The following is a 17,749-nucleotide window of genomic DNA, read 5'->3' as shown; positions in this document are numbered from 1 at the left end:
AAGGCGCGCCTTGCGGTGCGCCTTTTGCTTTTGTGGTTATTGCTTGGCCCACATCAGGGTCTGATTGCCGCCCAATTTGGAATAGGACATTGGCCGGTATGGTTCGGCCAGCGTATCCAGATTCGGGTCATTTGCGATGGTCAGGTAGGCCTCGATCCAGGCAAGGTGGAACCCTTCCAACGTGTCGGTCCCGTCGAAATAAGACTGCGGCTCGCCGACCTTGGCTTCGGTGATTTTGCCGTCATAGATGTCGGATTTGATAAAGCCCACCACCCGGCCAAGCGCATCATCGCAGCGGTCGCGGATGTCCACGCCCTGACGATACAGCAGCGCTGCGGCCACTGACAATGGCGCGGCGGCGTGCATTTGGTAGTGCAGCGCATATCTCCCGCGCGACATTTCCTGCGGCAGACTACCGTCCTCCTCGGCTGTACACAGCACATAGGTCGCCGACCAAGCCGACCAGCCGCGCACGACCGGATCTTCCAAGATGGCGGCGGCGGCGGCCCCGCCCAAAGCGGCCCAAGCCCGCAGGTTGCCGCGTTTGGCCCCATCGGGGGCGTCGGCCTCCCAGTACATCATCTGGCGTTGCATCAGATCGGCCAGCCAAGGGCGGATTGCGTCCAGATCGCGGTCGGTTGTGCGGAACGGCGCGGCTTGCAGCACGATCAAGCCAAGGCTCGCCAATCGTGACCCGATGGTCATCTTGGCATTGCCCGATTGCAGATGGGCCAATGCGCCAACAGTCGCCCAGTCAGCCACCTGCCCCAACACGCAATCGGCCACGGCACCTTGATCTGCGTCGGGCAGATAGACACCGTTTGCGATATTGGTCAGATCGCGCAGAAAATCGTCCACAGGGCCAAGCGCCTCGTCGACTTCGGCGCTTTTGGCGGCGTCGAGGTCGGAACGATTGACGCTGTCATCGGCATAGCGGCTACCGTAATCCAGCGTGAAAACAGGGTCCGGCGTCGCCGGGCAATCCTGAGCCATGGCAGTGGTACTCAGCAGCAGCGGCGCGGTGCCCAGCACCCATGCCAGACACCGCACCAAATTTCGTGTTGTCATTGACCAACCCCAAATTGGACAAGGCTAAGAAGCGCCGATGCCCGGTCATTGCCAGCCGACGAGGCCATTTCGAGCCATTGCGCGGCGGCTTGCGGATCACGTGGAACGCCGATGCCATAGGCCAGCGCATAGCCCACCTCGGTCATCGCAGCGACATGGCCGTTTTCAGCAGCTTCGCGCAGCCAACGGGCCGAATTGGCCAGATCGCCGGGCGAGCGTGCGTTTTCACGCAGGACCATGCCGTATTCATACTTGGCCTCGATGCTGCCTTCGTCGATCGCATTGACGTAAAGCCCGCCAATGTCGAACCGGCCTTGGATCGCGGCCTTCAGGTCTTCGTCTGCGGTGCGATAGCTGGACAGAACCCAGTTCACATCGGCCGCGTTGCGACTGTTGACCAGCGACATCATGTACCCGGCGGCGGCCTGCGGATCATAGGTTTCCAGATCCGGGTTGGCGGTCAGCAGGTAGAGACGGCGGTAGGCGGTCTGATCGCCTTCGTCCAGCAGACGTTGCAGCACCTCAACCTCGGTCGGGGCGGCACCGATGCGGTACATCTTCATCTGTTCGTTCGACAGGCGCAGTTTCGACAGGGTGTGCCCGCCATCAAAGAACAGACCGATATTGCGCCAATGGAACGACCCTTCGGGGATGCTGCGAATGGCGTAGACGTCGCCGATTTCATCCGCATCCTTGGTGCCGCACACCATCAGCGATACGGCCCGGTCCACGTAATCGTCGATCTTTGAATCCGCCACAAAGGGCAACGCGAACATCAGCGCCAAGAAGTCGCCGCGTTCTTCGATCACCTCTTCAAACTCCTGAAACACCTTGATAGCCGGAATTTCATTTGACTGAAGACGCGACAGCAACCGGATCGAAGCCCCTTCCCCGCGGTTCGCGGATTTGGTCAGCAACTCGATGATTTCATCCGCGATTTCGGGATTGCGGGCGTCGTGTTCGACCAAGGCAATCGCCAGATCCAGCGCCGAGGTCACACCGTTGTTCAGATAAACACGGCGGAACAGTTCGATGGCCAAACGGCGCTCGGCCGGGTTGGTGGCCAGTTCGAAATCAAGCTCGGCGAACACCTCAAGCGTTTGGTCAGACCGGTCGACCTTTTCGGCCCAAAGACGCAGCGCGCTATCGGGGGCGGTCGGGTCCACTTGCAGACGTTCGGCATAGTTGGCCGTCGATTGCACGCGGCCAGACACGGCCTGCGACTGGATGATCGCCAGCGGCTCAGGCTCTTTGAACGGGTCCAGAACCAGAAGGTCGGTCGCGCTGATGGGATAGGTTTCATACATCGACGCGCGATAGGCACGGGCCCAGCGTTCGGCCTGTTGCAGCATCGGCGCCTGATTCACCTGACAGCGGTAAAGCGAGTCGAGCTTCTCCATCGAGGTTTCCAGCCCGTGGCGTTCCACCGTTTCCGTCAGCAGGTCAACCACACGGTCCACAATCGCCGGATCATCGCGATAGCGCATCAGCTTTGCTGCCAGCATTTGCATGCCTTCGGGATCTTGGCGCGCGGCGGCCTCTTCCAGCAGGGCAATCGCCTCGCTTTCACCGGCCCAACGGCCCTTCCGGATCAACACTTGGTTGGCCAGTTCGGTGAAAATCCAGCCCGGCGCCGCAGGCAGTTGCGAAATCTCGCGCAGGTATTCGATATAGGTGCTTTCTTCGTCGGTGCGTTCACCGTCGATGTTCACCGCCAGTTCGAAGAACTTCGACAGCGACCCACGGGTGCGGCCATCGTCCTCGGAATAGTTGTAGCCAAGGATGCGTTGCAGTTCTTCCTCGTCGACATTGCCGGCGCTTTTGATCTGCGCAAGCTGGGCATCGTCCACGGTGATCCCGCGCTGAACCGCCATTTCCAGATAGCGGAGCATTTCCTTGTTGTCTTTGCGGTTGGCATCGGCGTTCAGGTGCAGTTCGACCACGCGCCATGCGCCAATGGCCCCGCCCAGATCGGCCGAGAACTTGTACCACGCGTAGGCCACGTCAAAATTGCGCGACACCACATCGCCGTTGATATATTCGCGGGCGATGCGTTCGGCACGCGAACAGACGTTTTCGTTCATCCGGCCCAGCAGGCCGCCAAAGGCCATGGTCACCGTCAGATCCAGCGGTGCATCCCAGCCAGTGACGGGGCGGCCTTCCAGATCGAAACGGGCAATCGACAGCAGCGCATTGGGGTTGCCGCCGTAGGCCGCATCCACGATCAGCTTGCGGGCGTAGTCTTCGTCCTTTTCGACGCCGATGCCGTTCAGGAAATACTGCGCCATAACCAGACGCTGGTTCGACGACATTTCGATTTCGCGCTGACGCAGACGGTTTACCAACCCGTCATCCATAAGTTGCTGATTGCGGCCGGCGTCGATGTACAGCTCAACCCGCGCGATCAGTTCGTCAATCCCAGCGAATTCGGCATCGACCTCGGCGCGGCGCGTGATCAGCTGGTTGATGAAATCAAACCACTTGTCCGGGTCATAAGTCTGAAGGCGGCGAATGTCGCGCGTCAGATAGCGGATGCGCAGAAAATCGGTCAGGTTGCCGTCTTCTTCGCCAATGGTCAGATCGTCCTCTTTTGCTTCACGCTCGGGCGAGCAGATGTTGCGCAGTTCGATCTTGGGCGGCATGAATGCCAAATCCACGGTTCGGGCCGTTCCTGCCTGCGGAAGGCTGGCAAGCAAGGCCGAAGCGATCAGGGAAAGTACCGGTCTCTTCATTGTGCCAACTCCTTAGTAGAAACATGCCGTGATGCGGGGCGTGCCGTTCATCGGCGCATTGAGGCGTACCTCAAGCGACCGGACGCCATCACTCCACAGGCCGGAAATGGGAACATAGAACCGCCCGGTTTTTTCCTGTTCGGTGCGGCGGCTAACGGATTTGGTGCGGGTGGCCCCGGTGCTGGAGGTAAAGACGAATTGCGCCAGCGACGCGTTCGACCCGCCTGTGTCCAGCATCAGCGTATAGTCCTGCATCGGGTCAAGCCCGCTTAGATCGGCGCGGATCGAATTGGCATCCATCGACCCCATGACAGGCACCGGCAAACGGCACCCTGCCCCGCCTGCGGCCATCAACTCGCGCATCGGCTGATCGCCGTATTTGGCCAGATTGTAATAGACCGGGTTTTCCCAGACCAGAAAACCGGGGCGCGCCTGCTGATAGCTGTCCGAGGTCAAAAACGCCGACATTGCACCAAAGGCACCGCCGCCGGGGATCGAAAGGTTGTTGACCGCAAAGCCAGTGGATTCTGACAGGAAGCCAGCGAAATTCAGCTTGGGATCGGCGGTGTATTCGGTGCCGACCAAAGCGACTTGGGCGAACTGGCCAAAGCCGCCGCCGGTCTGGGCCGGAGCGTTGTTGAAGACGCCGGTGTTGAAGTTGCCACCTTGGTTCGCGTTGCCAGCTTGGGTGAACCCGCCTGGGTTCCCTTGGTTAAAACCGCCATTGCCTTGGTTAAAGCCTTGGTTCCCCTGATTAAAGCCGCCGTTGTTGAACCCGGTATTGGCGGTGCCGCCGTTGCCGGTGTTCACCCCGCCGCTAAACCCGCTTGTGGTGCCAAAATTGCCGTTGCCACCGCCCGCGCGAGCCGTGGCAAAGGCATCCACTTCGGTTCTGGGCAGTTCGATCAGGCAGTGACGCTGCAGGATCCGGCGCATGTCGCTGTCGATCTCGATCTTGCCTTGCGCGACCGAGTTGAACGCCGCCCGCGGCGCACCAAAACCGCCGCCGGTCTGCTGCATTTCCTGCGCGACGGCCTGCGCCACGATCCGGGCGCCAAGCGTGTTCAGTCGGAAATCGGCCTTGAAATAGGGCGCGCCGTATTGGGCCGCCCCCACAACAAGCGCCCGGCGCAGGTTGACCGCACGCACGCCAACGGCCTGAAGCCGCTCGATCATGTCGTCATACAGCGTCGAGGCGATGTCGGGGTCAAACCCATAGTCAAAGGCCCGCTGCGGCAGGTTTTTGGTCATCACCATGCTTTTTGGCGGGATCGGCGCGTAGATCAGGGTCGTGCCGCTTTGCGCAAGCGACTGCGCGACACGGGCCAGATCTTCGACCGTTTCGTCAGAGAAAGGGTGGTGGTTATAGAGTTCCGGTTCGACCCGGAAGAAAAATCCTTCGGTGCCCTCAACGCTTGGCAGTTTGTGAAACCCATCCAGGTCGGTGCATCCGTATGTCGATTGTGCGCTGGCAGTCTGAGCCATGGCAAACGCCACGGCTGCCGCCGCTAGTCCTTTGGCCAGTCGCTTCATCTTAGCCCGTATCCTTAATTGTTTTGGGCCGCATTTCCGTAATGATTTGCGGCCAACTGCTCCAGTAGGTTCGCGGCTGTCGTTGCAACCGCTAGGTGGTCCGAATTTTGCGCCCGCTCCAGCAGGGTGCGTGCCGTGCCGAGTTCTGCCTCGGTCAATGTCGGCTTTCGGAGAATGTCGACGGCGCGCTGCAAGTCAAAGCGGCCCGCTGTCTGAGTTTCCAATTGTTCGTCAATCTTGGCTTTGGTCGCCGAGGACAAAGGCCCAAACAGGCGGCCTTCCCCGTTAAAGGACATAACCGCCTCTAGCGCCAGCGTATTTCCGGCCCAAGCATGCGGGTACAAAACCGAGATATACTTGTTCACCCGCGCTTTGGGTTCGGTCTTGGGGTCCAACATGTGCATGGCTTGCACCATTTCCGGCAAGGCCCAAACCCGGCCACCACCCACGGCGATTGCCGCGTAATAGGCCGTATCCGACGGGTTGTTTTCGATGCCGCGTGCCTTCAGCACATCGACAAAATGCAGCGCGGCCAGGGTATCGCCCCGGTCGGCCAGCGCTTTCAAATCGTCTGCATCGACGATCTGGTCGTTGAACATGGCTTGCCGCGCATCCTTCAGGTTTTGCGGCAGACGCGCCATGGATTTCAGCCCCTCGTCGGTGACCACGCTGATTTCGCGAGTGTCCCGATCATAGGGAATGGGCAGTGGCAAGGATGCCTCTTGCGCCCAGACTTGTGCCCCTAGCCCAAGGGCCAGAATTGCGACTGAAACGGTTTTAACTTGCCCCCAAGCCATATCAGTACTCACATCCCGCTGTTTGCGCCGCGCCCGTATAGACGCCGCCCGCCGTCAGAACGACCGGAACCGACCCATCCAGATTGGACGCGATCAGGCGGCCTTGCGGTGAAATATCCCCATCGACAAAGCGCGGGAATTGCTTGGTAAAATCATTGCCCATCAAAGCCAGAACTTCGCCCTGCGCCGTGGCAATGCCCGACCCGTTGGCGTTGACGTCATTGCCTTCGATATGGGTGATGACTTCTTTTTCCTGATCAGACACCCACAGCGCCGCAGAGCGGTTGCCGTAAATGCGGTTGCTGCGCACCGTCACGCCGGGGGTTGAGCGCACCTCGATCCCCTTTTGGCGGTTGTCCATCACGAGGTTGGCCTCAACCAAGCCGCAGCGCGATTTGGAAATGGTGATGCCACCCCCGCCCCGCGCCCAGACGATGTTGTTGCGAATGATCACGTTGTTGCTGTCGTTCTGAACAACGATCCCGGCGCGGTCACCTTCAAGAATGATGTTCCCCGCAATGATCCCACGGGCCGAGCCTTGCAGCAGTCGAATCCCGTTGGTCGGCGCGTTGCCAGAAATGAGGTTGCCCAGAAGCCGCGTCTCAATCGAGTGCGTCACCACAAGCGACGGACCGCGCGAATCCGATATACGGTTGTTGCGGATCACAACACCGTCGGCCATCGAGGTTGTCACGCTGACCAGATTGCGGAATGTGTTGTTTTCCAACACGTTACGGTCGCGTTTCACCATCAGCGGGTTCCGAACAAGGGAAAACCCGCCGAACTTGCCTTCGGACCCAAAGCCCAGACCGTCCACAACCGAATTGCGCAGTTCAACCGAGGCGCCGCCGGCGTTCACGACGAAGGGAATAAAGTCCGTGTTCTTAGGGTTCATCCCCCCGACTGTGGTGAATTCTGTGCCATTGGCCGTCATCCGGCCAAAGTTGGCCAGAAACGCCCCATGTTCGCGGCTCATGATCACGCGGTCTTGCGGGCCCAGTTCAATCGCGCCCTCGGCCCAGATGATGACCGGCACGCGAAGCACGCCATCCGCGCTATCGGCGGCACTTTGCAGGCCCGTGCGGTCAAGCTGACGGAAAATTTCGGCCAATGTGACCGTGCCGCGATTGATGACCAGCGCCTCACCCGAAGGGTTGGCCTGCGCTTCGATGATGTCGAGGTTGTCCTTAGCGCCATAGATCTGAGCGATCAGACCAAGCGCAAAACGCACGTCCATCGGACGCGCGTCAACCATACCGCCACGCTGCGGAGCAGCGGCGGCGATTTGCCCGGTCGGGCGGGCGATTGTCTGAAGATCGACGATGCCGGTCAGGCCAGAGGCCCCGATCAGCGCATCGGCCTGCACGCGGGTGTCTTGGGTATCGCCAACCGTAGCGGCAAAGCCCCGCAGCGCACTGCGCAGATCTTCAACTTCTTGGATCGTGGCCGCCCCGGACATCGCCGGGATTGCGCAGAAAACCATGCTGAAACAGGCCCCAAGGGCCTGTTTCGCGATATGCTTCAATCTGTCATGCATAATTCTTTAGTGACAGAACCTTGCTCGCGTCGTGTTCGACCGGCGCTTGCACGTTCAGGAACAAAAGCTCGGCCGTTTTGCCGGTCTTGTTCCGAAGCGTGCTTGCTTCGGTTTCACTCAGAGCAAAGCGCTGCCCTTCCTGATAGGTTTGGGCGGCGTCGTCACTTCCAAAGATCACCTGACCACGTACAACGATCACTTCACGTCCGTTGCCTTTGGCAATCTCCAGCGACTTGCCGGGCTGAATCTTGGCTTCGGCCACGTTCACATGATCGCTGGCGATCAGGCGGGTCAGACCGTCTTCGTGTTCTTTGCCGACGTGGCGCTCTGCTTCGAGACGCTTTTCCTCTTTGAGGAACTCGGCAACCTTCTTGACGCTTTGGCAATGGCCCACTTGGGTCACCAGCAGCGCGTCAGGCGTGTCGATCACGATGGTGTCTTTCATCCCGACCAACGTCACCAGACGGCGGCCATCCGAGCGCACCATCGAGTTTTGCGTTTCGACCGCAATCGCGTCGCCCTGAAGGACGTTGCCAAGGTGGTCGGTGTCCGAGATGCCGTACATGGCCGACCAGCTGCCCACGTCGGACCAGTCGATGTCCAGCGGTGCCAGCGAAATGCGGCTAGTCTTTTCGAACACGGCCTGTTCGGTCGGCAGGTTGCCGGCCTCGCTAAAGCGGATGGCGTTCAGCATCAGCCCGTCTTCGCGTTCATCGGCCAGTTCGACCGATTTGCGCACAGCTTCGACCGTTGCCGGGTCAAACTGGGTGTATTCTTCGATGATCGTCTTGGCCGAGAACATCGAAATGCCCGACGCCCAATAGGCGATATCGCTTTCAACCAACTGGCGCGCTTTGCGTGCCGGGGGCTTTTCGACAAAGCGTTCCACCATGCGCAGGCCGTTGTGGCCAACGATCGGTCCGTCATCGACGATATAGCCAAAGCCGGTTTCAGCAAAACGCGGCTTGATGCCGAAGGTGATGATATAACCGTCCAGGGCCGCACCGCGCATCGCGGTGATGGTCGTGTTCAGATCGCCGCGGATCACGTGGTCCGCCGGAAGCACCAGTAGAAGCGCATCGGGATCATCTGCGATCTTGGTCAAAGCAGCGGCAAGAACGGCCGGACCGGTATTGCGGCCCATGGGTTCAAGGATAACTTCGGCCTGCACGCCGATTTCATCCAGCTGCTCATGCACCACTTTGCGGTGGCGTACCGAGGTCACAACGATCGGGTCGGCGAAGTCTTCGCCGCGATGGCGCTCAACCGTGCTTTGGAAGAACGTCAGACTGTCGGCGTCGCCGACTTTCTGGAATTGTTTGGGGCTCTGGGTCCGCGAAATTGGCCAGAGCCGGGTGCCGTTGCCGCCGCAAATAATCAGCGGGTAGATCTTGGTCATAGCATTTCCTTCAGATCGAGGAGTGCACCACCTAAAATGGGTTTCGCCAGACGCACGCGCGCCGATTGGCCAATATCCCCTTCACCCAAGCTGCCCTCTTCAGCCACTAGGTCCACTGGTACGTACAATTCGCCACGAAGTGCTGACGCATTGGTTGCCGAGTTCACGACAACTTTTACCGGGATCGAGCGGCCATCTGCCATATCGAGATATACGCGTTCGCCGTCCATCGCCTTAGCCAGTCCTTCAACACTCATTTGAGTTCTCACTCTGAGTCCCATGCTAGAGTCGAAAAACGTCAGAATTGGGTCGATAGGAAGGACAGTTGCGCCCTCGACGGCACCCTCAGAAAGTGTGACTTCACAGTCACATGGCAGCTGGAAGTTGAGGACATCCCCGCTGTTGGAATTGATGGAGAACACCACGTCGCCTTCACGCGCGGTGGGGTTCAGATAGGTCAGCTGGCCCGCAGCCGTGGCCCGCATTTCGGTGCCCGCGCGTTCGATAAATACCGGGCGCGCCTCGAAACTTTGGGTGTAGCGGGTCAGAATCACGTTGGCCGCAGTCAGGATCAAGACACCGGACAAAACCGCCGCGCCAAGGCTGCGCAAACGACGGCGCGGATCCTCTGATGCGGCCTCTTTGGCCTTCTTCGGCTTCACCGGACCGGTGTAGCTGAGCATCGAGCCAAGCTGCACGAAGTCACCGGCAATAAAACTGTTCAGAATGTATCGCAATTGCGGCAAGTGCGGCCCGGTCGGGTCCATGAACTGCAACGCGATTTCACCGTCGTTGCGCGTTCCGGCAACCATGGCTTCGGGGAACAGGGCCACCGTGAAGCCTTCGAAATCGAACTGAAGACGGGTGATGAATTTGGTGCCAACCAAGCCGGGATCGAACGGGCCGGGCGCTTTGATGAAAGCCGCCGTGATCGAAAGACCCGCGCCTTCGAACTTCTGGTCGCCAATATGCACAGTAAAGGGAATCGGCAGTACCGGGTGCTCAGTGTCGTATACGAAGTCTACCGGGATGGAGGTGTGGGCTTCTGCTGCGATGTTGCTTTGCTCGGTCATTGTCAATCACTCGTCTCTTTTTGCCTGTAAAACCTGAAAAACCGGCCAACTTAAATGTTGGCCAGGAACAGGACGCCAATGGTCAGCCAGATGATGGCTAGTACGTGGTGGATGAAGGATTCTTGGGCCTTCTGCTTGTCGGACTTCGGAACTGCCGCGGCTTCTGTGGCCGTCTGCCGGGTCCATTTTTGCTTGTTAAGTCTGAACATCACGAAGGTTTTGATCGATGCGCCGACAACCTGACCGAAATACAGGATCGGCGGGTGTGTGATCGGGAACCATGTTCCACGGTTCAAGGCGATGATCACACAGAAGATGTAACGGGTCGCCATGACCCATGCGATGTACAGAGGGATAACCGTAAGCGTGTGGAAAGTGGCCGCGATGGCCACGGATAGCGGACCAACCAAGGTGGTCCAAGCCGACACACGCTGGTCGAGGATCGACCACCACGTGAAAAAACCAATTTTGCGCGGGCTCAGACGCAGGGCACGGCCATTCGTGCGCATCATGTTGCCGAACCAGCGCACCATAAGCGTCTTCGCGCTATCGAAGAAGGTGTCGCGCGGCTGCGCCTCGAACGACCAGGACCGGACGTCGGGCAGATAGGCCATTTCGTAGCCATGGCGCAGAAGCCAGTACCAGGTCGATTTGTCATCGCCCGTCAGGAAGGTCACACGGCCAAGGCGCCAATGGTCGATGAAGTCGTGATCGACGCCTTCGATGAATTCAGGGTTGGTCGCCAGATCCGCGCGGAAGACCGACATGCGGCCGGTCAGCGTCAGAACGTGGTTCGAGAGCCCCATCGAGCTCATCATCACTTGCCGCTGGTTAAAACGCAAAATGAACCAGTCACGATACAGGTTCTTGCGTTCGATCAGCGCGCCCTCATCCGTGGTCAAAGCCCCGATTTTGGGGTTGGTAAACCACGGGGCGGATTTTGCGTGAATGTCTTCCGGGGGGACCGTGTCGCCGTCCAGAAAAACGCAAATATCCCGATGAGTCGGGCTGAAGCTTCTTAAAATATCAAGGGCTTGCGCAATCGCGTCGCGTTTGCCCTTGGATTTGATCCGGTCGATGACCAGCCGCACGGATGACATATCCCGCGGCATGGTCTCGAAAATCTTGCGAATGAGACGCTCATCCGATCCATCCACAACCGAGGCCACGATTGTCGAGCCGTCTTTCGCATTGGCTGCGGCGTGGAACAGCTTGCGATAGACCTGCATGGTGACCGGCACTTCCATGCCGTAGGTGGTCACCATGAAGAAGCAGTGCGACACGATCTTGTCGTCACGGAACCGCTTGAACACCCGTGCCTTGCGCACCGGATACACGATCCGGCGGAAGATGATTGCACGGGTAAAGTTCAATGCAGCCCACGAATATCTCCAGGCTCCTAGGAACCCAAGGATGAAGATCGAGTTTTTCGCGGCCTCCAGCGATCCCAGTGCCCCTTGAGGCACTGAGGTGGCTAGTAGGATGATGACCGCGAAATAGGCCATGTGTGTCAGAAGCAGCATGAGCGCCCCTCGGGATACAAGATTACCAGCAAATGCCCTCGTAGGTGCCGTCCGAAACCAGCTCTTTGTTCAAGCGGGTCAGGTCGACAATCGGGCGCGACTTGGCAGACTTGGTCAGTGCTTCCACTGTTTCGGAATACAGGTTGCCAACGACCACAGCCCCAGTGTCGTTCAGCATTGCATTCAGATCGGTGGTGATACGCTCTGGCAGGTTCGGGATCACGTCATTGCCGCGGCCCGCACCCGGTGTTTCGGTTGCGTATGCTTCGGCAACGTAGGGGTCGTAGATCGACACCTCGATGCCCTTCTCAATCAGGCGGCCAGCCAAGGTTGCCAGCGGGCTTTCGCGCAGATCGTCGGTGCCCGGCTTGAACGCCACACCCACAAAGCCCACTTTCTTGGCACCAGACTTGGTCACCATGTCTTCTGCACGCTGAATCTGGGCCTCATTGGCCTCAAGCGTGGCTTCAAGCAGATGCGCCTTGATGCCCTTTTCACGGGCCAGGTGGCGCAGCGCACGGACGTCTTTCGGCAGGCAGGAACCACCGAATGCAAAGCCCGGACGCATGAAGTATTTCGAAACGATCGCCTTGTTGTCCGAAGTCAGGATTTCCATGACCTTCTGACCGTCCAGGCCGCAGGCCTTGGCGATGTTGCCGATTTCGTTGGCGTAGGTCACCTTTACGGCGCGCCAGGTATTCGAGCAGTACTTGACCATTTCGGCGGTGCGCAGATCAACAACGTTGATATCGCACGGCAGGTCTTTGTTCAGCTCGGTCAGGATATCTGCGGTCGGCTTGTCCATGGCGCCGAACACGATCAGACCCGGATCGTAGTAATCTTCGATCGCGGTCGATTCACGCAGGAATTCAGGGTAATAGCCCATGCCGAAGTCAACGCCGGCTTTTTTGCCCGACTCTTCTTCCAGCGTGGGGATACACGCGGTTTCGCACGACCCCGGAACGATGGTCGAACGAATGACAACCGAGTGCCAAGTATCTTTGTTTTTCAAGGCCTTGCCGATGTTTTTGCAAACGTCGGTCACATAGACCAGGCCGACCGAACCATCGGGGGCCGACGGGGTGCCAACAGCGACGAACGATGCGTCGGTGTTATCCACTGCGTATTGTACGTCGCTGGTCGCTTCAAGGCGGCCTTGCTTAACTGCGTCTGCGATAAGTTCATCCAGACCGTTTTCCACGATCGGGGACAGACCCGCATTGATCGATTTGATCTTGCCGGGGTCTACGTCTACTGCGATCACACTGTGACCATCACGGGCTAGGCATGCTGCTGCTACTACGCCAACATAGCCAATGCCGAAGACACTGATCTTTGCCATTTCTCTGCCTCTCAAGCTTCACAAAAGGTGAAGTCTTTATCTTTAGTTTTTATGGCTAAAATACGTTGGAAACGGTTCTGAACAAAGAAGAAACAATCTTAGTGTCCGGCCCGAAGGTCAAACGTGTCATTTGTGCATCAAAACACCAATTATGGTATCGCACCCCCTTAAAACAGGAAAGATATGGTTGATTATTGCGAAACCACTCCATCAGAGGTCAGTGGAATCGAGTTTCAAATCGAAACAATCTAAGACTTTATGGCAATTTGTGGCCATTTCGGCGTCGGTATCGCCATGCCACACCCGGTACAAGGTATATGCCCGATGCATGCGACTCTTAAAATTCTTCCAATTTTGCTGATTGCCGCCTGCGTTCCGGTGTCGAAAGTGTCCGACCAACTTTCGAGACTTCAGCCCAAACCGGCCGAAAAGGCCACACCAACCACGCTAGAGGAAATGGCGACCTTCGCGCCTGCCGGGTATGCGCGCCTTCTGAACGACCGCCCCTATGGGTTCCGCTTCTCGGTTCCGGGGGAACCCGTCCGACGCGGGCAGCGTAGCGAACGGTACGAAGTGCGCAGCGCGGATTGCGCGGGAACGGACTGCGGCAACCCCCGCTATCGGTCTGAAATTCGCAGCACCGGCGATGCCCGGACCTTCCTGCGCGATGACACTTGGTTCGGGTGGAGCTTTTATAACGCCAACATCCCCTCGTTCAGCCGCCGCGACGCGTTGAAAACGGTCTATGGTCAGTGGAAGTTGGATGGATCGATCCCCGCCGCGATCCGCGTCATTCAGATTGGTCAGGGCGAAGGCAATTGGACAACCTGCGATCCCGCGGTCTGTCAGCGTACCCAGGACGCCGGGCGCGACGTGGTGTTGCAACTGGATGACATGCGCCAAGCCAACAACTGGGGCGAGGCGCAGAACGACGGCTATATCTGTAAGCTGTTCAGCATGGAGGCCAGCCGCGGCACTTGGGTCGATCTGGTGATCAACAGCAATTTCGCGCCGGATCACACTGGATTTGTGCGCGCTTGGGTCAATGGTGATCTGGTCTGCAACTACCAAGGCGCCGTCGCCCCGACACAGCCCAAGACCCGCAGCGCCGATCCGAACCACCGTCGCGGCATCTATGTCAGCTATACAACCCGCTGGGACACCGCCCGCAAAGGCGCGCCGCGTCCGACCATGGTGGCCTATTATGATGAATACCTGTCAGGCACCAAACGCGAAGACGTGGACACCCGCCTGCGCATCGCGGCGAACAAACCGCCGGTCGATTGACCGGCGGCTAAGTCATTCGCCCTTCAGAAGCGCCACCACATGATCTGGCGCGGCGGGGCGGATGCCCTCGGGGTTTAGCGCCTTGATCGAATAATAGCCGCGCAGGATGTGATCCATATTCACCGTCTCGGCCACACCCGGCAGGGCCAGCATCCGGCGCAGCAACCCTGTCAGACGCGGGTAGTCCTTGATCTGACGGCGGTTGGTCTTGAACAGCCCATGATAGGCCGCATCGAACCGGATCAGGGTCACGAAGGCGCGAATGTCGGCCTCGGTCACCTTATTACCCAGTAGGAAATCGCCCTTCATTCCGGCTTCCAGCTCATCCAGCATGGCGAAAACGTCTTCGACCGCCTCATCATAGGCCCCTTGGGATGAGGCAAACCCGGCCCGATACACCCCGTTGTTCAGCTTTTCATAAAGCCGGGGCGACAATGCATCGATCTGATCGGCCAAATCGGCGGGGTACAGAACATGGTCCGACGGCGCGAGACCCGCGAAGGCCGTGTCAAACATGCGCAGGATATCGGCGCTTTCATTGTTCACCATGACATTGCGCTTCATGTCCCACAGCACCGGCACCGTCGCCCGCCCGGTATAGGCCGCATCGGCGCGGGTGTAGATCTGGTGCAGATGGGTCGCGCCGAACAGCGGATCTTCATCCGCACCCTCGGCCCCGCCAAATTCCCAGCCCTGATCGCCCAGCGTCGGATTGACCACGGTGACCGGGATCAGATCCTCTAGCCCTTTCAGTTTGCGGGCAATCAAAGTGCGCGACGCCCAAGGGCAAATCAGCGCCACATAAAGCCGGTAGCGCCCCGCCTCGGCCTCAAAGCCCTCTTGCCCGGTCGGGCCGGGCCGACCATCCGGCGTGATCCAATTGCGAAATTCGGACATTTGCCGGACGAAGCGCCCCTGCACATCGGCTTTCTGAACTGGTTGCCAGTCCGCCGCCCACTTTCCATTAACCAACATTTCGCGCTCCTTACGACGGGTGGAAGATGAACGACCGCATCGAGACCGACCCAAGGTCGATGGAGTCAGTCATAAAGGTCAGATCATCGCGTTTGTCCGATGCCCCAGCGATGGTCAGCGCAGGCAAGTAGTGGTCAACGCTCGGGTGCGCTTGGTACAGCAGGTTGCCCAGCTCCAGCGGATTGGACAGCGTGTCGAAGTCCCGCTCGGCCAGTTTGTCGGCGAATAGTGTGTCGAACTCGATGGCGAAATCCTGCGGCTTACCACCAAACCGAAGCGCCCGAAGGTTGTGCACCACGTTGCCCGACCCAAGGATCAGAACGCCGCGATCTCGCAGATCCGATAGCAATTGGCCAATCTCCAACTGCCATTCCAGACCCCGGCTCATGTCGATGGAGACTTGGAACACCGGCACATCAGCGTTGGGATAAAGGAACTTCAGAATGGTCCAGGCCCCGTGGTCCAGCCCCCAAGTGTCATCCACACCGCTTTTGTGACTGGCTAGCAGGGTCGCCACATCGCGGGCCAGATCGGGCGCGCCTTTGGCCGGATAGCGTTCTTGGTAAAGCGCGTCAGGAAAGCCATAGAAGTCATGGATTGTACGCGGCATTTTCGAAACATCCACAAGGGTGGTGCCATTGGTCATCCAATGCGCAGACACCACCAGAATGGCCTTGGGCTGTGGCAGGGATTGGCCCAGCGTCGTCCAAGCCCGGCTGAAGGGCGTGTCCTCGATGGCGTTCATCGGGCTGCCATGGCCCAAAAACACCACCGGCATACGATCCGACGGGGCGAACTGGTCTTTGATGGATTGAAGCGTGCGTGTCGTGGTCATGTCATCCTCCGATGAAACGGGGCCGCCACGCGGGCGACCCCTTATGGATCAGGCCAGTTTGCCAAGCCGTGTGTCCAACACTGGCAGGCGCAGCGCAAAGGCACCAGCGCCAAGCGCGATCAGGCTGGTTTGCACCACCGCCCAGAACACCGGGAATTCCCAGCCGCCACCTTGGGCCGAAAAGCTCCAGCCATTTGCCCAATGCGCCCAAGCCGCGCCCAGCAGGATCGGCACAAGGCCAAGGCTAACAAGGCGGGTCGCCACGCCAAGGATCAGCGCCAGACCGCCCGCCAATTCGGCGAAGATGGTCAGATAGGCCAGAACGCCCGGCAGTCCGAGGCTTTCGAAATAGCCGACGGTTCCGGGGATGGTGAAGACGCTGACCTTCATCCAGCCGTGGGCGATGAAAAGCGCGCCAGAGGTGACGCGAAGGGCGAAGGCGGCGTAGTCGTTCGAAGTTGGGTTGCTCATGTCTATGGTCCTTTCGGGGCCGATCGATGTGTCGGCGTTGATGTCTGAACCCAACTTAGGCCTTGACCCCATTCAACAAAATGGCGACTTTGTTGAATGACTATCCTCATTTTGTTCGCAAATCCCTGACATGGACCTGATTGACCAACTGCGTGCCTTCGTTGCCACCGCCCAGACCGGATCATTCACCGCAGCGGCCGAACAAATGGGCATCTCCAACCGGCTGACCTCAAAATACGTGGCCGAGCTGGAAACGCGCCTTGGCACGCGCCTGTTGCAACGCACCACGCGAAAGGTTGGCCTGACGCCCTCGGGCCAAGATCTGCTGGCCCGCGCCCCTGCCCTGCTGGACGATCTTGACGATGTGCTGTCCGAGGTGTCGGATGGCGTCAGCGGCTTTAGCGGCGTGATCCGCATTGCCGCCCCGGTGACCTTCGGCGAAATCTATGTGGCCGGAATGCTGGGCCGGTTTGCAGATAAGCACCCAAATCTGTCGCTGGATCTGCGCCTGAACGATCAATTCAGCGATCTAGCCGCCGAAGGCATCGACGTGGCTTTTCGCCTTGGCACAACCGACACACTATCGATTAAGTCCCGAAAATTAGGCACATTTCGCGCGATCCTGGCCGCCAGCCCCGACTATCTGGCCCGCGCTGGCACGCCGCAAACCCCCGAAGATCTGCAACGCCATGCGTGCATCGTAGACACCAACCGCAAGAACCCAAAACGCTGGGTGCTGCAAAAGGACGGCGCCGACCATGTCGCGCTGGTCACCGGGCAGCATCAGGTGAATTCGGCCCGCGCGGCCAGCGCTTTGGCCGTCGCGGGACACGGCATCATCTATGCCCCTAGCTTTGCAATCGCCCCTGAACTGGAAGCCGGTCGCCTGACGCCTGTTCTGCCCGATTTTGCCACAGCACAAAGCCCCGTGACGGCGGTTTACCTGGAAGGCCGCGTCCTGCCGCGCAAGGTTCGGGCGCTGATTGACTTTGCAGCGCAAGACATTCGCGACGCCGAAATTTGCAGCTAATCGCATAGATTTCCCCCTCGAATCTTAACGAAATGATTGGTGCCGAATCTGTCGATTTGGGCTAAGCTGCTCAGTACAGACGGTATTTTATCCGTCCACGGACGCAACACGCTGTCCAAGCTGGCCTAAGGGGCCAATTATTCCCGG

14 protein-coding genes are annotated in these 17,749 nt (G+C 59.0%); 2 read left to right on the top strand and 12 right to left on the bottom strand.

All coding sequences use genetic code 11. The features are described from left to right. Positions 1-36: 36 nt before the first annotated feature. From PRI8871_RS02905 to PRI8871_RS02865, 9 genes are all read right to left on the bottom strand, one after another. A complete protein-coding gene (locus PRI8871_RS02905) occupies positions 37-1,068 on the bottom strand; it encodes an alginate lyase family protein (RefSeq protein ID WP_108884673.1) in 1,032 nt (343 codons plus the stop codon). Continuing rightward, entirely contained in the window at positions 1,065-3,800 is a 2,736-nt protein-coding gene (locus tag PRI8871_RS02900; RefSeq protein WP_108884672.1) for a tetratricopeptide repeat protein, read from the bottom strand. The genes PRI8871_RS02905 and PRI8871_RS02900 overlap by 4 nt, the downstream gene beginning before the upstream one ends. A 12-nt stretch (positions 3,801-3,812) precedes the next feature. Continuing rightward, positions 3,813-5,333, bottom strand: a complete 1,521-nt coding sequence (locus PRI8871_RS02895) for an alginate O-acetyltransferase AlgX-related protein (protein WP_108884671.1) — start codon at positions 5,331-5,333, stop codon at positions 3,813-3,815. Between the two features lie 14 nt (positions 5,334-5,347). Continuing rightward, complete coding sequence (locus PRI8871_RS02890) at positions 5,348-6,046, bottom strand: hypothetical protein (protein ID WP_108884670.1); 699 nt, start codon at positions 6,044-6,046, stop codon at positions 5,348-5,350. A gap of 85 nt (positions 6,047-6,131) precedes the next feature. Further along, positions 6,132-7,655 carry a right-handed parallel beta-helix repeat-containing protein gene (locus PRI8871_RS02885; protein WP_181389353.1) on the bottom strand — a complete coding sequence of 508 codons (1,524 nt, stop codon included), beginning with the start codon at positions 7,653-7,655 and terminating at the stop codon, positions 6,132-6,134. A 4-nt stretch (positions 7,656-7,659) separates the two neighbouring features. Next, positions 7,660-9,066, bottom strand: a complete 1,407-nt coding sequence (locus PRI8871_RS02880; protein ID WP_108884668.1) for a mannose-1-phosphate guanylyltransferase — start codon at positions 9,064-9,066, stop codon at positions 7,660-7,662. Then, positions 9,063-10,139 (bottom strand): hypothetical protein, encoded by a 1,077-nt coding sequence (locus PRI8871_RS02875; protein WP_108884667.1) that lies wholly within the window; start codon positions 10,137-10,139, stop codon positions 9,063-9,065. Before PRI8871_RS02875 ends, PRI8871_RS02880 begins: the two co-directional genes overlap by 4 nt. 50 nt (positions 10,140-10,189) lie before the next feature. Next, positions 10,190-11,662 (bottom strand): glycosyltransferase, encoded by a 1,473-nt coding sequence (locus tag PRI8871_RS02870; RefSeq protein WP_108884666.1) that lies wholly within the window; start codon positions 11,660-11,662, stop codon positions 10,190-10,192. A gap of 22 nt (positions 11,663-11,684) precedes the next feature. Then, entirely contained in the window at positions 11,685-13,004 is a 1,320-nt protein-coding gene (locus PRI8871_RS02865; RefSeq protein ID WP_108884665.1) for a nucleotide sugar dehydrogenase, read from the bottom strand. A 324-nt stretch (positions 13,005-13,328) separates the two neighbouring features. Here PRI8871_RS02865 and PRI8871_RS02860 point away from each other — a divergent pair, with 324 nt between their 5' ends. Continuing rightward, positions 13,329-14,291, top strand: coding sequence for a heparin lyase I family protein (locus PRI8871_RS02860; RefSeq protein ID WP_219928987.1), 963 nt, complete (start codon positions 13,329-13,331; stop codon positions 14,289-14,291). A gap of 12 nt (positions 14,292-14,303) precedes the next feature. On the opposite strand, the gene PRI8871_RS02855 is transcribed toward PRI8871_RS02860, so the two are convergent. From PRI8871_RS02855 to PRI8871_RS02845, 3 genes are read right to left on the bottom strand one after another with little or no spacing between them, the layout of a single operon-like run. Continuing rightward, a complete protein-coding gene (locus tag PRI8871_RS02855) occupies positions 14,304-15,266 on the bottom strand; it encodes a glutathione S-transferase family protein (protein ID WP_108884663.1) in 963 nt (320 codons plus the stop codon). A gap of 10 nt (positions 15,267-15,276) precedes the next feature. Beyond that, positions 15,277-16,101 (bottom strand): 4,5-DOPA-extradiol-dioxygenase, encoded by an 825-nt coding sequence (ygiD, locus tag PRI8871_RS02850; protein ID WP_108884662.1) that lies wholly within the window; start codon positions 16,099-16,101, stop codon positions 15,277-15,279. 48 nt (positions 16,102-16,149) lie between these two features. Beyond that, positions 16,150-16,572 (bottom strand): DoxX family protein, encoded by a 423-nt coding sequence (locus PRI8871_RS02845; RefSeq protein WP_108884661.1) that lies wholly within the window; start codon positions 16,570-16,572, stop codon positions 16,150-16,152. 130 nt (positions 16,573-16,702) lie between these two features. On the opposite strand from PRI8871_RS02845, the gene PRI8871_RS02840 reads away from it, so the two are divergent. Beyond that, the gene (locus PRI8871_RS02840; RefSeq protein ID WP_108884660.1) at positions 16,703-17,602 is read left to right on the top strand and encodes a LysR family transcriptional regulator; all 900 of its coding nucleotides are present in this window, start codon (positions 16,703-16,705) and stop codon (positions 17,600-17,602) included. Positions 17,603-17,749: the final 147 nt, after the last annotated feature.

The organism is Pseudoprimorskyibacter insulae (assembly GCF_900302505.1).
Lineage (GTDB): Bacteria > Pseudomonadota > Alphaproteobacteria > Rhodobacterales > Rhodobacteraceae > Pseudoprimorskyibacter > Pseudoprimorskyibacter insulae.
This window is presented reverse-complemented; position numbering and strand designations above follow the sequence as displayed.

What these genes read in the sequence shown, in the direction of transcription:
- PRI8871_RS02880 (WP_108884668.1), bottom strand. Translation starts at nt 9,066, where the DNA reads ATGACCAAGATCTACCCGCTGATTATTTGCGGCGGCAACGGCACCCGG.
- PRI8871_RS02870 (WP_108884666.1), bottom strand. Translation starts at nt 11,662, where the DNA reads ATGCTGCTTCTGACACACATGGCCTATTTCGCGGTCATCATCCTACTA.
- PRI8871_RS02855 (WP_108884663.1), bottom strand. Translation starts at nt 15,266, where the DNA reads ATGTTGGTTAATGGAAAGTGGGCGGCGGACTGGCAACCAGTTCAGAAA.
- PRI8871_RS02840 (WP_108884660.1), top strand. Translation starts at nt 16,703, where the DNA reads ATGGACCTGATTGACCAACTGCGTGCCTTCGTTGCCACCGCCCAGACC.
- PRI8871_RS02900 (WP_108884672.1), bottom strand. Translation starts at nt 3,800, where the DNA reads ATGAAGAGACCGGTACTTTCCCTGATCGCTTCGGCCTTGCTTGCCAGC.
- PRI8871_RS02895 (WP_108884671.1), bottom strand. Translation starts at nt 5,333, where the DNA reads ATGAAGCGACTGGCCAAAGGACTAGCGGCGGCAGCCGTGGCGTTTGCC.
- PRI8871_RS02875 (WP_108884667.1), bottom strand. Translation starts at nt 10,139, where the DNA reads ATGACCGAGCAAAGCAACATCGCAGCAGAAGCCCACACCTCCATCCCG.
- PRI8871_RS02860 (WP_219928987.1), top strand. Translation starts at nt 13,329, where the DNA reads ATGCATGCGACTCTTAAAATTCTTCCAATTTTGCTGATTGCCGCCTGC.
- ygiD (WP_108884662.1), bottom strand. Translation starts at nt 16,101, where the DNA reads ATGACCACGACACGCACGCTTCAATCCATCAAAGACCAGTTCGCCCCG.
- PRI8871_RS02845 (WP_108884661.1), bottom strand. Translation starts at nt 16,572, where the DNA reads ATGAGCAACCCAACTTCGAACGACTACGCCGCCTTCGCCCTTCGCGTC.
- PRI8871_RS02905 (WP_108884673.1), bottom strand. Translation starts at nt 1,068, where the DNA reads ATGACAACACGAAATTTGGTGCGGTGTCTGGCATGGGTGCTGGGCACC.
- PRI8871_RS02865 (WP_108884665.1), bottom strand. Translation starts at nt 13,004, where the DNA reads ATGGCAAAGATCAGTGTCTTCGGCATTGGCTATGTTGGCGTAGTAGCA.